General features: G+C 33.6%; 11 protein-coding genes. 7 read left to right on the top strand and 4 right to left on the bottom strand.

The window, feature by feature from the left end; genetic code table 11:
- Positions 1 to 31: 31 nt before the first annotated feature.
- Positions 32 to 1,216, top strand: coding sequence for a MalY/PatB family protein (locus Q0E86_RS08665; RefSeq protein ID WP_295756273.1), 1,185 nt, complete (start codon positions 32 to 34; stop codon positions 1,214 to 1,216).
- Between the two features lie 18 nt (positions 1,217 to 1,234).
- Complete coding sequence (locus Q0E86_RS08660) at positions 1,235 to 1,750, top strand: ECF transporter S component (RefSeq protein WP_295756272.1); 516 nt, start codon at positions 1,235 to 1,237, stop codon at positions 1,748 to 1,750.
- A 9-nt stretch (positions 1,751 to 1,759) separates the two neighbouring features.
- Here Q0E86_RS08660 and Q0E86_RS08655 read toward each other — a convergent pair whose 3' ends face one another.
- Positions 1,760 to 2,893, bottom strand: a complete 1,134-nt coding sequence (locus Q0E86_RS08655; protein ID WP_295756270.1) for a DUF362 domain-containing protein — start codon at positions 2,891 to 2,893, stop codon at positions 1,760 to 1,762.
- 77 nt (positions 2,894 to 2,970) lie between these two features.
- Between Q0E86_RS08655 and Q0E86_RS08650 the strand changes: the two genes are divergently transcribed.
- Positions 2,971 to 4,152 carry a pyridoxal phosphate-dependent aminotransferase gene (locus Q0E86_RS08650; RefSeq protein ID WP_295756268.1) on the top strand — a complete coding sequence of 394 codons (1,182 nt, stop codon included), beginning with the start codon at positions 2,971 to 2,973 and terminating at the stop codon, positions 4,150 to 4,152.
- Between the two features lie 12 nt (positions 4,153 to 4,164).
- Here the strand turns inward: Q0E86_RS08650 and Q0E86_RS08645 are convergent, their stop codons facing one another.
- From Q0E86_RS08645 to Q0E86_RS08635, 3 genes are all read right to left on the bottom strand, one after another.
- On the bottom strand, positions 4,165 to 5,514 hold the full coding sequence (locus tag Q0E86_RS08645) for an ATP-binding protein (RefSeq protein ID WP_295756266.1): 1,350 nt from the start codon (positions 5,512 to 5,514) through the stop codon (positions 4,165 to 4,167).
- Positions 5,515 to 5,829: 315 nt separating this feature from the next.
- Complete coding sequence (locus Q0E86_RS08640; protein WP_295756265.1) at positions 5,830 to 7,284, bottom strand: S10 family peptidase; 1,455 nt, start codon at positions 7,282 to 7,284, stop codon at positions 5,830 to 5,832.
- 97 nt (positions 7,285 to 7,381) lie between these two features.
- The gene (locus Q0E86_RS08635) at positions 7,382 to 8,521 is read right to left on the bottom strand and encodes an ATP-binding protein (RefSeq protein ID WP_295756264.1); all 1,140 of its coding nucleotides are present in this window, start codon (positions 8,519 to 8,521) and stop codon (positions 7,382 to 7,384) included.
- Positions 8,522 to 8,600: 79 nt separating this feature from the next.
- On the opposite strand from Q0E86_RS08635, the gene Q0E86_RS08630 reads away from it, so the two are divergent.
- The 4 genes from Q0E86_RS08630 (at position 8,601) to Q0E86_RS08615 (ending at position 13,556) form a co-directional block, all read left to right on the top strand.
- Positions 8,601 to 9,926 carry an MATE family efflux transporter gene (locus Q0E86_RS08630; RefSeq protein WP_295756262.1) on the top strand — a complete coding sequence of 442 codons (1,326 nt, stop codon included), beginning with the start codon at positions 8,601 to 8,603 and terminating at the stop codon, positions 9,924 to 9,926.
- 233 nt (positions 9,927 to 10,159) lie between these two features.
- The gene (locus tag Q0E86_RS08625; RefSeq protein WP_295756260.1) at positions 10,160 to 10,741 is read left to right on the top strand and encodes a VTT domain-containing protein; all 582 of its coding nucleotides are present in this window, start codon (positions 10,160 to 10,162) and stop codon (positions 10,739 to 10,741) included.
- Positions 10,742 to 10,809: 68 nt separating this feature from the next.
- Entirely contained in the window at positions 10,810 to 11,511 is a 702-nt protein-coding gene (locus tag Q0E86_RS08620; RefSeq protein ID WP_295756258.1) for a response regulator transcription factor, read from the top strand.
- The gene (locus Q0E86_RS08615) at positions 11,508 to 13,556 is read left to right on the top strand and encodes an MFS domain-containing histidine kinase (RefSeq protein ID WP_295756256.1); all 2,049 of its coding nucleotides are present in this window, start codon (positions 11,508 to 11,510) and stop codon (positions 13,554 to 13,556) included. Before Q0E86_RS08620 ends, Q0E86_RS08615 begins: the two co-directional genes overlap by 4 nt.
- Positions 13,557 to 13,690 lie beyond the last annotated feature (134 nt).

Below are 13,690 nucleotides of genomic sequence, written 5' to 3'. Positions count from 1 at the left end.
ATATTATTAAGTTAATAAGGAGATTCTTTTTATGAAGTATGATTTTACAACACTATTAAACCGTCAAGGACATGATGCCCTTGCCCTTGATGTATTACCTATCAAAGATGTAGAGGTAGATCCAAATTTTTCTAAGATTCCTATGTGGGTTGCGGATATGAACTATCCAGTTTTTGAAAATATTCAAAGACAAATGATCAACCGCATCAATGAACCTCATTTTGGTTATTTTGAAATGCCAGAAGATTACTATAAAGCCATTCAGTTCTGGCAAAAAGAAACACATGGCATCGATGTAGATAAAGAAGCTATCGGATATGAAAATGGTGTTCTTGGTATATTATCAAGTGCTTTACAGGCTTTTACGGCTAGTGGCGAACCTATTTTAGTTCAATCCCCATGTTACATTGGGTTTATTCATACATTAAATAATCTAGGAAGAAAAATTATTGATAGTCCATTAATAAAAGAAGATAACTGGTCTCTTGATTATGAGGATATTGAGAAAAAAATCATCAAATACAACATTCATTTTGCGGTATTTTGTTCTCCTCACAATCCAACGGGTCGAGTATGGAAAAAGGAAGAAATCCAAAAATTCATGGACATCTGTAAAAAGCATGATGTTTTAGTTTTTAGTGATGAAATCTGGTCGGACCTAGTTCGTAAAGAAAATACCCATGTTCCTACACAATCTGTAAATGAGGATGCCAAGAAAAGAACGATTGCGGCTTATGCTCCAAGTAAGACGTTCAATCTTGCAGGCTTAGTAGGCTCATACCACATCATTTATGATAAATATCTTCGTGATCGATTAAACAAACAAGCGTCTTTATCTCACTATAATTCACCTAACATATTAAGTGTTCATGCCCTTATTGGTGCTTATTGCAGGGATGGATTAGATTGGGTTAGTGAGCTTAATAAGGTCATTGCGAATAATGTAGATTATGCGATTGATTTTATCCACAACAATTTCAAAGATATTGAGCTCATAAAGCCAGAAGGAACATATATGTTGTATCTAGACTGTACAAAATATTTAGATACACATAATATCACTATGGATGAACTTTTAAAGAAAGGTGTTCACTATGGTGTATGTTGGCAAGATGGCCGTCCATTTATGAATCCAAATACGATTCGAATGAATTTAGCTTTACCAAAAAGCTTAGTAGAAGAAGCATTTTCTCGTTTAAAAGAATTTGTTTTTTAAGAATGAGGGATTTAGATTATGAAAAGTACAACAAGAAAATTAGTATCATGTGCTCTATGCATTGCGATAGGCGTATTACTTCCTATGGCCTTTCACATGATCCCAAATGGAGGTAGTGTATTTTTACCAATGCACATTCCTGTATTGATTTGTGGATTATTTTGTGGAGCCCCCTATGGTTTGGCATGTGGAATTTTTACACCCTTTCTTTCAAGTATGATAACTGGAATGCCTCCCGCAATGATTTTACCTCAAATGATGATTGAACTTGCCGTGTATGGTTTAGTTACTGGTTTGTGTGAAAAACACATCATTTTAAAAAACGAAATGTCTAAACTATACATGAGTTTAATTATCGCGATGCTTGCAGGAAGAATCGTGAATGGCTTCATCAACACATTTGTACTAAGTACACAAGGCTATACACTATCTGTATTTATGAGTGCTAGCTTTGTCACTTGCCTTCCAGGTATCATCATTCAATTGATTATTATTCCAATTTTAGTGCGTATATTAAATAAAACAGTAGCTTAATCGCTACTGTTATTTCATTTCGATCAATTCGTATTCTCGATTTCCCAAGCCAATCTTTTGTGCATGTTCCAAACAAGATTTCCATTCCGATTCAGGTGTAGAATTTGTGAAGTGGTCATGATGATCACAGAAGTTTGGATCATGTAGATGTTTATCTAATTGTGAGCCTGGCATTGGTTTTGCCTTCATACATAAATCAACACAGGCTTGATCTAGGGCAAGTGGATCAAAAGATGCCAACATTCCAATATTTGGTAAAATTGGTAAATCATTTTCGGCATGGCAGTCACAGTTTGGTGAAACATCCACAATTAAAGAAATATGGAAATTAGGACGACCATCCACAACGGCTTTTGTATATTCGGCCATACGCTTATTCAATAATTCATTCGCATTGTAGTTATTAAATGAAATCGCATCAAAATTACATGCACCTAAACAACGGCCGCATCCAACACAATTTGTTTCATTGATATGCATCTTATGTGTTGTTTCATCATATTCCAATCCATTATTTGCGCATTCTTTAAGACATTGTTTACAACCACGACATAATTTTTCATCCACATGAGGAGTACCTGAACAGTGTTGTTCTTTTTTACCAGCACGCGACCCGCATCCCATACCAATATTTTTAATGGTTCCACCAAATCCTGTCGATTCATGACCTTTAAAGTGTGTCAAAGAAATAAAGACATCGGCATCCATTATAGCTCGACCAATTTTAGCTGTTTGACAATATTCTCCACCAACGACTGGTACTTCAACATCGTCCGTTCCTTTTAGTCCATCTCCTATCAAAATGGGACATCCTACAGTTAATGGTGTAAAGCCATTTTGCCAGGCACACTCCAAGTGTTCTAAGGCATTCTTTCTTGATCCTGGATACATTGTATTACAATCCGTTAAGAATGGTTTTCCCCCTAATTCTTTTACCACATCCACAATAGCGCGTGCATAATTTGGTCGTAAATACGCAATGTTTCCTAATTCGCCAAAATGCATTTTGATTGCGACAAACTTTCCATCTAGATCCAAATCGGCAATTCCTGCTTTTTTCGCCAACAATTGCAGTTTTGTAGATAAACCCTCACCTAATTTACGGGTATGAAAATCCGTATAGTATACTTTAGATTTTTCCATCGAATATCACCTCGTTTTTATTTTACAATCCCCAAAAAAATGATACAATGCAAAAAATGAAAAAAGGAAGTGTGATTATGAAAGAATTATCAAAAAGAACCGAGACATTTACAGATTCTGTGATTCGTCGAATGACAAGAATCGCAAATCAATATGATGCGATCAATCTATCGCAAGGATTTCCTGATTTTGATCCACCAAAAGAAATATTGCATCGACTAGAACAAGTTGCCCATGAAGACTTTAACCAGTATGCGATTACTTGGGGTGCCCAAAACTTTAGAGATGCCTTAGCCAAGAAACAATCGAAATATATGCATCTAGATTTAGATTCAAACAAAAACATCGTTGTCACTTGTGGAAGTACCGAAGCTATGATGGCAGCCATGATGAGTGTTTGTGATCCAAACGATAAAGTGATTGTCTTCTCCCCATTCTATGAAAATTATGGAGCGGATACTATCCTTTGTGGTGCTGATCCTATTTATGTTCCTTTACATCCACCTGTATTCAACTTTGATAAAGAAGAATTAGAAAATGCATTTAAACAAAATCCCAAAGCTTTGATTTTATGCAATCCAAGCAATCCTTGTGGAAAAGTGTTCTCAAAAGAAGAGTTGGAATATATCGCAAGTCTTGCCGTAAAATATGATACGTATGTGATTACAGATGAAGTCTATGAACACATTGTATATGCACCATACAAACATACATATTTTGCCTCTTTACCTGGTATGTTTGAAAGAACCATTTCTTGTAGCTCCCTATCTAAAACGTATTCTATTACAGGATGGCGCTTAGGTTATTGTATTGCGCCTGAAAATATCATCGAACAAATCAAGAAAGTACATGACTTTTTAACCGTTGGTGCTGCTGCGCCTCTTCAAGAAGCTGCCGTTGTAGGGCTTGAATTTAATGAGGATTATTATGATGAACTTCAAAAGCTATATACACACAAGAAAGATTTATTCATCAATGGTTTAAAAGAATTAAATATTCCACATACCGAACCGCAAGGAGCTTATTATGTCATGGTCGATATTAGTGAGTTTGGTTACGATTCAGATTTAGATTTCTGTGTGGATCTCATTAAAAATGTGGGTGTAGCTGCCGTTCCTGGATCTAGTTTCTTTAAAGAAGAAGAAAACCGCTATATTCGTTTCCACTTTGCGAAAAAAGATGATACTTTACTTGCGGCATTAGATCGATTAAAGGATATGCGTACAAAAATGCCTTATAAGAAAACCGTTAGGGAGTAATCCAACGGTTTTTTAAATAAAACTTGTCATATATAGTGGAATATAATTGATTCCATCTTCCTGTTTCAAATCTTTTGTATAGATTATAAATCTATCTTCTACTTTAATTGGGTATTTTTCAATAAAATAATCAAATGATTTATGTGAATTATAGCCTGAAGATTTAACTTCAATTGGACAAACCTTCTTTTTTCGTAATGTGATAAAATCAATCTCATACTTTTGTTCTTTCTTGCCTTTAGAAGCATACATATACTCATGGAAATATAACTCATGTCCGCTTGTTCTTAACATTTGAGCTACCATATTTTCCATAATCATACCTTGGTTTATACTCAATTTATTAAAGATCAATGACTTATATATATTATCCTCTGTTGTAGAAGAACTTGCCATAATCATAGAAACCAATAGGCCTGTATCCATCATATATAATTTAAAATTACTACGATCTGCATAAAGTTCTAAAGATATTTCTGGTTGCGTAACATTAATACACTCATTTCCAATCATGGATTCAGATATGAAAGAAATCGCGTCTATATAATTTTGATACCTTGCGTTTTTATCCACTTTTGACATTTTAAAATGTGAATTTTTATTTTCTAACTGTTCAGGAATTGTTTTAAATACAACAGAAGCTTTTTCATGATTTTCATCATCATATTTTGCCAAATCTTCCTGATATAAACTCAAAATATTTCTCTTTACGAAATCAATTTGTTCATATGTTTCACCATTCACAAAAGCCTCTACCGCTTGTGGCATTCCTCCAACCACTAGATATTCACGAAACTTCGTCATAATCTTGTTATGAATTGCATCACCTAATGGTTTTCTACTATCAAAGGATTCTTTTATTATAGGGTATGTGAAATCATCATTATTTGCCCATAAGAATTCTTCAAAATCCATAGGCCACATTTTAATTCTATATTCTTCAGAAGGTATCAATATATCTTTCACATTCTTTTTGATTGAAATCAAAGAACCCGTTTCAATGTAATCGTATCTACCATTTTTTACTAAATATTTTATCGCTTGTCTTGCGACAGGAAAAAATTGTACTTCATCAAAAATAATGGCACAACGCTTTCCTTTTAAAGATTTTTCTTTCAACAAGAATAAGTTTCTAAAGAAAACATCTAATTTTGCAATATTCTTAATAAAGTTATCTTTAACTTCTTCACTTTCTAATGCGAAATCCAATATTAAATAATCATCATATTCATTTCGCACGAATTCCTCAACAATTGTACTCTTTCCAATTCTACGAGCACCTTCGATTAATGCTGCGGATTTTCCGTTAGACAATTCTTTCCATTTAAGTAAATCATCATATATTTTTCTCTTAAATATCATATATTTTAACCTCTATCAAAAGTATAGAACGAATTTTAAAAATGTTCAACACACATATTTAACGAAATTTAAAAATGTTTTACCGGTATATTTCACGAATTTTAATAATGTTTGTCTGTATATTTTAACGATAATAAGAAATGTTTCATTGAAACATTACGGAGTCTTTCAAAAAACCAATTTCATTAAGCTATGTATCACATCAAAAGAACGCTGTTTTTTCCATTAAAAGTTCACTATTTCTCCACTATTTTCCACTATTTTTCCTTTATTTATCATCACAAGAAAAAAAGACTCACCAAAGTGAGCCAATTATTAAAATTGAGATTTAGGATTCTTACCAAGAATAAAATCACGAATGTCTGAACATAATTCATGAACATTATCTTCACCAAGATAAATCATATGCCCACTTTGGTATCCTTTCCAGAATACACGGTCTTTTGGTAGTCCTGCATGATCCATTGTGTGCCATGCATATCCAAATTCAGTACATAGATCAAACCATCCATTCGCAAAGAAGGCACGCATTCCTGGACGACGTGTCATGGCATAACGCAATTCTTCTCCGGTTGTACCTTTCTTTTCTTCTTTATTCCAATGCATATAATAATCCGTTCCTGGAATAAAGTTACGATCTAATTTTACATTTAATTTTGGAAGTAAATCACCTGTAAAGGCTGCATAGAAGAATGTATCATAACGATCGGCTGTCGCATCATCCCACAATGCCTTTTTAATTTCATCTTGTTCAGGCTCTAATAAAGGACGAGTCACACGACCATCATAACGAGATACAGCTTTTCCTTTTGTCTTTAACACTTCTTGACGATAATCATCATCATCAATTTTTAAGCCATGACGAATCAAGTATTCTCTAGAAACACCTGTATAATAGCTTACCTTTTCTAAGATATGTTCTTTTTCTTCTTCAGAAATAGCTTCTCCTTTATAAAGTGCAAGTACATAATCATGATCTGCGAAATCCTTAGCTTCTTTCACCCACTCTTCTACACTTTGATTTGTTGGGTGATTATGATACCAGTTTACACCTGCATATGTTGGGAATCCCAATACACTTGTTTCAACAGGTAAGCCTTCACCAAAGTATTTACCTACAGTAACCGTATTTCCAATGAACACAATACCATCAAAGGCAATGCCATAACCTCTTTCTCTTCCCATAGTTGCGGCAATTCCAGCAGCAACTGCACTACGAGTACATCCATAACTTTCACCACATAAATATTTTGGTGACAAGCCACGATTATAGCGACGAACCCAAGCTTCAAGCACTGTCAATAAGGCTTCTGCATCTTGTTCAATGCCAAAGAAATCTTTCTTCTTACTTTCATCAATCAATACACCATATCCCGTTCCAACTGGATCAATCAATACGATATCCGCAACATCAATCAAGCAGTCTGGATTATCAATGACTTTATAAGGTCCAAACGCACTTTCACGATCCACTTCATCATACTGCATACGACGTGTACCTAAGAACCCAGCATGCACATACATACAACTAGATCCAGGACCTCCATTATACGCAAAGACAACTGGACGATTCGATGTATCTTCTACATCACTTCTAAAATAGGCATAAGTAAAAATGGATGCGACTGGATTTCCATCAGGTCCATAGATAACATTGTCTTCACAAATTGTATGATATGGAATTTCTTTTCCTGACAATGTGATTTTTCCATCTGACTCAAAACGAGCTGGTTTAAAAGTATCTGGTTTAAAGCTTTCTGTTTTATACATAATACATACCCTCCACAATAATTCCATTATAGAGCGTCATGAAAAATAGTCAATGTAAATTATTACATTTTTGTAAATAAAATGAAAAAGAGAGAAACTATTCATTTCCCTCTTCATCATACGTATCTAAAAAGTGATGTCTTGCATTATCATCCTTATAGGCAATTACCGTTTTAAGACTTACATTTTCTACACTCTTAAATATATTCTGTTCCACAAACGGATTCACTTTCTTTAATTCCTTGATTAAATTTTTCATTTCCAAACGCTTTGACTTCGATTGTGTTAAACACGTTTCATTGGCACAAGCCTCTGTGAATTTGCATGCGCATTGAATAAAATACAAATCATTGTGCTTAGCCCAAGCCTTAATATCATCTTCATGAATTAAATACAAAGGTCGAATAACTTCCATACCCTTAAAGTTATTGGAATGTAGCTTTGGCATCATCGTTTGAATTTGTCCCCCATATAACATCGACATTAAAATCGTTTCGATCACATCATCATAATGGTGTCCCAAAGCTATTTTATTACACCCTAAATTCTTGGCATAGTTATACAAATGACCTCTTCGCATTCTTGCACATATATAACATGGATTTTTTTCAATATTAAAAACATTGTCAAAAATATCACTCTCAAAGATTTCAACTGGTATATTTAATTTTTTGGCATTCTTTTCAATAACATCACGATTCTCTTTTGAATAACCAGGATCCATCACAATATATTTCACATCAAAATGAACGGGTGAATGTTTATGTAGTTCTTGAAAACATTTCGCCATCAACATTGAATCTTTTCCACCCGATATACATACCGCAATACAATCGCCTTCTTTGACAAGCTCATAATCACGGATGGCCTTCGTAAATTTAGACCAAATTTTTCTTCGGTACGTTTTAATAATACTTCTTTCGACTTGAGCACAAAAATCGTCCGATACATTTGTGTTCATCTTATCCATAACGATCGAAACATACCCACCATCTATACTATACGCATCATATCCTTTTTCTTGCAGTTTTTGCGCAACAAAATCACTGACATATCCTTGAGCGCAAACGACAACGATCTTTTTAGTTGCATCAAATTCTTTTGATAAAACACTTTTCCCACTTAATACAACACTATTTTCGATTGGATTTTTAAATGCTTCTTCGGCATCACGAATATCAATTAAGATATATTCTTCTTTATTTAATTGTTTTAATTGTTCTACTGAAATTTTCATGAGACTATTCTAACATAATATTGAAATTTTGGTTAAAAAAGCGCAAAATATAAACCAAATTAATAAAGGAAGTTTGAGTATGACACAAGATATGACACAGGGCAAAATCATGCCTATGCTAGTTCACTTTACCATTCCCTTGGTATTAGGCAACTTATTTCAATTAACATACAATGCCGTTGATAGTATTATTGTAGGGCACTTTGTAGGAAAAGAAGCTTTGGCGGCAGTCGGAATTTGTAATCCAATTACGACACTCTTTATCCTATTCTTAAATGGACTTTGTATGGGCGCAAGAATATTGATTGGCATGTATTACGGGGCCAAAGATAATGATAAATTATCTCGACAAATGAGCACAACCCTACTTGCAGGACTTGTATTTTCACTTGTATTAACACTGATCTGCATATTTTTTTCACCACAAATACTTCAATTTATGCAGGTAGATCCATCCATTTTAAGTATGACAACTACCTATCTTCAAGTCATTTTTGCAGGTTTAGTTTTTACCTTTCTATACAACTTTTTTGCGAGTACACTACGTGCTTTAGGCGATAGTAAATCACCCCTATATTTCTTAATTATCAGTGCCATTCTAAATATCTTTGGAGATTTATTCTTTGTGGTTGTTTTACATGCAGGAAGTCAAGGCTGTGCTATTTCCACCGTTATTAGTGAAGCTTTATGTTGCCTATTCTGCATTCTATATATCCAAAAGAAAGTGCCACTTCTACAACTGGGTAAAAAGTGGCTGGTATTTGATATTTCCTTATTAAAACGCACCATCGCGTATGGCTGGGCAAGTGCAATGCAGCAAGCGACTATACAACTTGGAAAACTTGGCATTCAAATGATTGTCAATACAATGGGTGTATCGGTTGTAGCTGCCTTTACGGCCGTCAATCGAATTGATGATTTTGCGTATACCCCTGAACAAAACATTGCCCACTCTATGACGGCTTTAATGGCACAAAACAAGGGAGCTGGAAAGAAAGATCGTATGCAGGAAGGATTTCGTTGCGGAATGGTTTTAGAATTCATCTACGGTATATTTATCTTTCTAGTATGTTTTATCTTCGCAAAACCATTAATGCACTTATTTGTACAAGATGAAGAAGTTATTATGCATGGAGTTACTTATCTTCATTTAATTTCCATCATGTATATTCTTCCAGCCTTCACCAATGGAATCCAAGGCTTCTTTAGAGGCATTGGCGATTTAAAGATCACACTCATTTCAAGTCTAGTGAATATGGGTGTAAGAGTTATTGTGGCTGCTCCATTGGTCTTACATTTCCATCTCGGCATTGAGGCCTTACCATACTCATATCTAGCTGGATGGATTGGCATGTTGGTGGCAGAACTTCCATTGCTTATTCGTACATACAAAACTTATAAATAAGACTTGTGTATAATTGACACAAGTTTTTTTGTTTTCCTTTTATATAAAGCATTTATTACGATTTATACTATTTTTCCAACCTCGATTCCCCTATTCTCATCCACTTTTCCAACCTTTTTTATGCCATTTTTGACAACTTTTCCAACTTTTTGATTCAATTATTTAGAAAACCTTAAGATTTATCACTAAAGATACTTAATAATTATTCGTTATAGTAATCATGGTGATACTTTATGACAAATAAAAACATACAAAACATAACACACTTTGGATTGATCCTTATGATTCTTATTTGTGTGTATTTCTTTTCACAAGGATACTTCACAAATCCACAGCTTCTACAAGCGACTCTTTCTAAAGCAGGCATACTTGCACCCCTACTTTTTATTCTTCTACAAATCATTCAAGTGATTATTCCTATTATTCCCGGTGGTGCATCAAGTGCCTTGGGCATCACAGCTTTTGGAGCAATCAATGGATTCATATATAACTACATAGGTATTTGTATCGGATCCATATGTATCTTTTTACTTGTTCGTAAATATGGTCAAAGAATGATCTTAAAATTATGTAAAAAGAAAGATTACGACAAATATAGAAAGTATACGTATGATCAAAAGAAATTTGATACTTTCTTTATGTTAGCCATTTTCTTACCTTGCGCTCCTGATGACATCTTGTGTATGTTGGCAGGACTGACACATATGTCACTTAAAAAGTTTGTCTGGATCATTCTTTTGGGTAAACCCTTATCTTTGATTGCCTATTCTTATGGTCTTACGCAGTTGTTTCAAATTATTGAAAGGTGGTTATAATTATGTTATACATTGGCATATTATGTGCATGTATCGGATTTTATTTACATTATTAAAAGGAGAACTTTATGGAACATACAATATTAGTGGTAGAAGACGAACAAGGGATTCGTGAAGCCATTGGAATTTATATGAAGAATCAAGGATACAATGTAATTCTTGCGGCAAACGGAAAAGAAGGCTTAGAAAAGATTGAAACAAACGATATTCATTTAGCCATTGTAGATATTATGATGCCTGTTATGGATGGCATTTCTATGGTGATGGAAGCTCGAAAACAACATGACTTTCCCATTCTATTCTTAAGTGCAAAAAGTGAAGATATCGATAAGATTACAGGGCTAAACATTGGTGCCGATGACTATATCACAAAGCCATTTCAAAGTATGGAGCTTGTCGCAAGAGTGCGTTCTCATTTAAGAAGGTACGAGCAAATCTTAAATTTAAAGAATGAGACAAAAAGTGAAGATGAGTATGTGATTGGTGATCTTACATTGAATAATACGACAAAAAGAGTAACACTCAATTCAAAGGATATTAAATTAACGCCAAAAGAGTTTGATATTTTAAAACTATTGATTTCCCATCCGGGACAAGTCTTTTCTAGCCAACAAATTTATGAATTAGTTTGGAAAGAAGAAGCAATCAATACAGAAACGATTATGGTTCATATTCGTAAATTGCGTGAAAAGATTGAGTCCAACCCTAAAAAGCCTATTTATATTAAGGTTGTATGGGGACAGGGCTATAAAATGGAGAATATACAATGAAAAAGAAAAATATATTTTTAACGATATTATGTGTTTTATGCATCATTAGTTCTTGTGTAGTAACAAGTTTTTATCCAAATGTTTCCTCAGCCACTCCATCAAAGATGCCAGAATCTTTAGAACAGTATCTTACGGCTTTTATCCTTGCCAAAAAATTAGAACAAGATCCAAAGTATGAATATATCACATTTGAGAAGGGTACGCCTGATAATATTCAGCAGGATATCAAGAAAAGTTTAAATGTTGCGATTTCTACCGCAAAGAATCTATTTGAAAATGATGGGAACTTTCATTATGAGTGTGATATTCAAAATAAAATCACTTTAAAAAACTTTGATGTGAATATCAAGAAAAAGGACACTAGATATTATGAAACATTAGATTCCAACACTCTAAATGCGACAGATGATATTGTGAATCTTATTAATGCCAATAGTGAAAAGTATTATGAATATTGTAGTGGCACTTATTATTGTGGAGGAGAGCCATTTCCAGGCTATACACTTCATATGCCAAGTGATGTCGTATTAACATTCTATATTCCGACTGTTTTAAATTACGACAATTCAAGTCTTATTGACTTGTTAGAACTAGATGGTGATCAATATGCCTATTTCTTTGTGACAGCCTTCTTGATTTGTAGTGCCATTATCGCTCTATATATCTTTCTTAATAAATATGTATATGAAAAGGAAGCCTATATCTTTAGACATGTGAACAACTGGTTATTTGAACCTGCATTCTTTTTATTCCTAGTTGTCGATGCCCTACTAGCTAGTGGTACATGCATATTAACTACCTATTCCATTGAAGGAACTTTCTTAAACATCTTAAATCGATATCATATTGAGTTTGGTCAACCAATCGTATACTTTACTAACATTCTTGCATGGTCCATTACACTATTCTTTATTGGATTATCTGTATATTGGTTAAAATGCCAATTTACGACATCCATAAGAGATTGGTTCTTCCATAGAACTTTGGTTGGTAAATTTATTCTTTATTTCTCAAACAAAGTAGAACGAATTATTTCAACGGATTTATCAGATAAGATTCTTAAAAAGTATATTATTTTCTCGACTTGTTTAATTTTGATTCTTGCCTTTATTTCATTGCTTAACATTCCATTCTTCTCTTTCTTTATAGTTGTCACAGCTCTTATTGGCATTAGTGTTGTGGGCTATAAGAAAATCAAAAATATTCAAGGTCAATATCAAGACATATTACATATGACTGAAGATTTATCGAGTGGTAATTTTGAAAATATCAAACCTGCAGATTCTGGATTATTCCAATCTTTAAATAATAATATCTATCAAATTAAGGATGGTTTTGAACAAGCTGTAAAAGAACAAGTACAGTCACAAAATCTAAAGACAGAATTGATTTCAAATGTATCGCATGATTTAAAAACCCCATTAACAGGCATTAAGAATTATGTAGAATTATTAAATGATCCTAATATTAGTGAGAAAGATAAAAAGAGTTATTTAGAACGATTGAATCAATATACAGATCGTTTAAGCATTTTAATTACAGACTTATTTGAGGTATCTAAAGCCAATAGTGGTAATATTGATTTAGAATATTCGAATATCAACATCATTGAATTTATTGAGCAGGTATGTGCTGAAAATGAAGAGCTTCTACAAACTAAAAACCTTCAGTTAGTGACTCACTTGCCTGAAAAGGATGTGATTGTATCTTTGGATGGAAATAAGACGTATCGCATCTTTGAAAACTTATTTACGAATATTTCTAAGTATGCCCTTGAAAACACACGTGTATTCTTGGATGTGAAAGATATAGGCAATTCGGTTGTGATCACAATGAAAAACACTTCGAAAGCACCGCTTGATTTTAACAATGACATTACCGAACGTTTTGTCCGTGGAGATAAATCAAGACATGAAGCTGGCAGTGGTTTAGGACTAGCCATCGTGAAGAGCTTTACAGAAGTACAGAATGGTACATTTATGATTGAAACGGATGGAGATCTATTTAAATCGATTCTTAGTTTTCGCAAATCCCAAGAAATGTAGAATTCTACAGAAGAAGTGGTTTAAAGTCAAAAAAGCTTTAAGCCACTATTTTTATTTATAGCTCCTCTTTTGCAAATGCATGGTAAATAGAAAAATATGAATCATTGGTGGTATAATAAAATAGCTTGTGGAAA

Origin of the sequence: uncultured Holdemanella sp., assembly GCF_934754935.1 — a bacterium.
GTDB lineage: Bacteria > Bacillota_I > Bacilli_A > Erysipelotrichales > Erysipelotrichaceae > Holdemanella.
This window is presented reverse-complemented; position numbering and strand designations above follow the sequence as displayed.

What these genes read in the sequence shown, in the direction of transcription:
- Q0E86_RS08665 (WP_295756273.1), top strand. Translation starts at nt 32, where the DNA reads ATGAAGTATGATTTTACAACACTATTAAACCGTCAAGGACATGATGCC.
- Q0E86_RS08660 (WP_295756272.1), top strand. Translation starts at nt 1,235, where the DNA reads ATGAAAAGTACAACAAGAAAATTAGTATCATGTGCTCTATGCATTGCG.
- Q0E86_RS08655 (WP_295756270.1), bottom strand. Translation starts at nt 2,893, where the DNA reads ATGGAAAAATCTAAAGTATACTATACGGATTTTCATACCCGTAAATTA.
- Q0E86_RS08650 (WP_295756268.1), top strand. Translation starts at nt 2,971, where the DNA reads ATGAAAGAATTATCAAAAAGAACCGAGACATTTACAGATTCTGTGATT.
- Q0E86_RS08645 (WP_295756266.1), bottom strand. Translation starts at nt 5,514, where the DNA reads ATGATATTTAAGAGAAAAATATATGATGATTTACTTAAATGGAAAGAA.
- Q0E86_RS08640 (WP_295756265.1), bottom strand. Translation starts at nt 7,284, where the DNA reads ATGTATAAAACAGAAAGCTTTAAACCAGATACTTTTAAACCAGCTCGT.
- Q0E86_RS08635 (WP_295756264.1), bottom strand. Translation starts at nt 8,521, where the DNA reads ATGAAAATTTCAGTAGAACAATTAAAACAATTAAATAAAGAAGAATAT.
- Q0E86_RS08630 (WP_295756262.1), top strand. Translation starts at nt 8,601, where the DNA reads ATGACACAAGATATGACACAGGGCAAAATCATGCCTATGCTAGTTCAC.
- Q0E86_RS08625 (WP_295756260.1), top strand. Translation starts at nt 10,160, where the DNA reads ATGACAAATAAAAACATACAAAACATAACACACTTTGGATTGATCCTT.
- Q0E86_RS08620 (WP_295756258.1), top strand. Translation starts at nt 10,810, where the DNA reads ATGGAACATACAATATTAGTGGTAGAAGACGAACAAGGGATTCGTGAA.
- Q0E86_RS08615 (WP_295756256.1), top strand. Translation starts at nt 11,508, where the DNA reads ATGAAAAAGAAAAATATATTTTTAACGATATTATGTGTTTTATGCATC.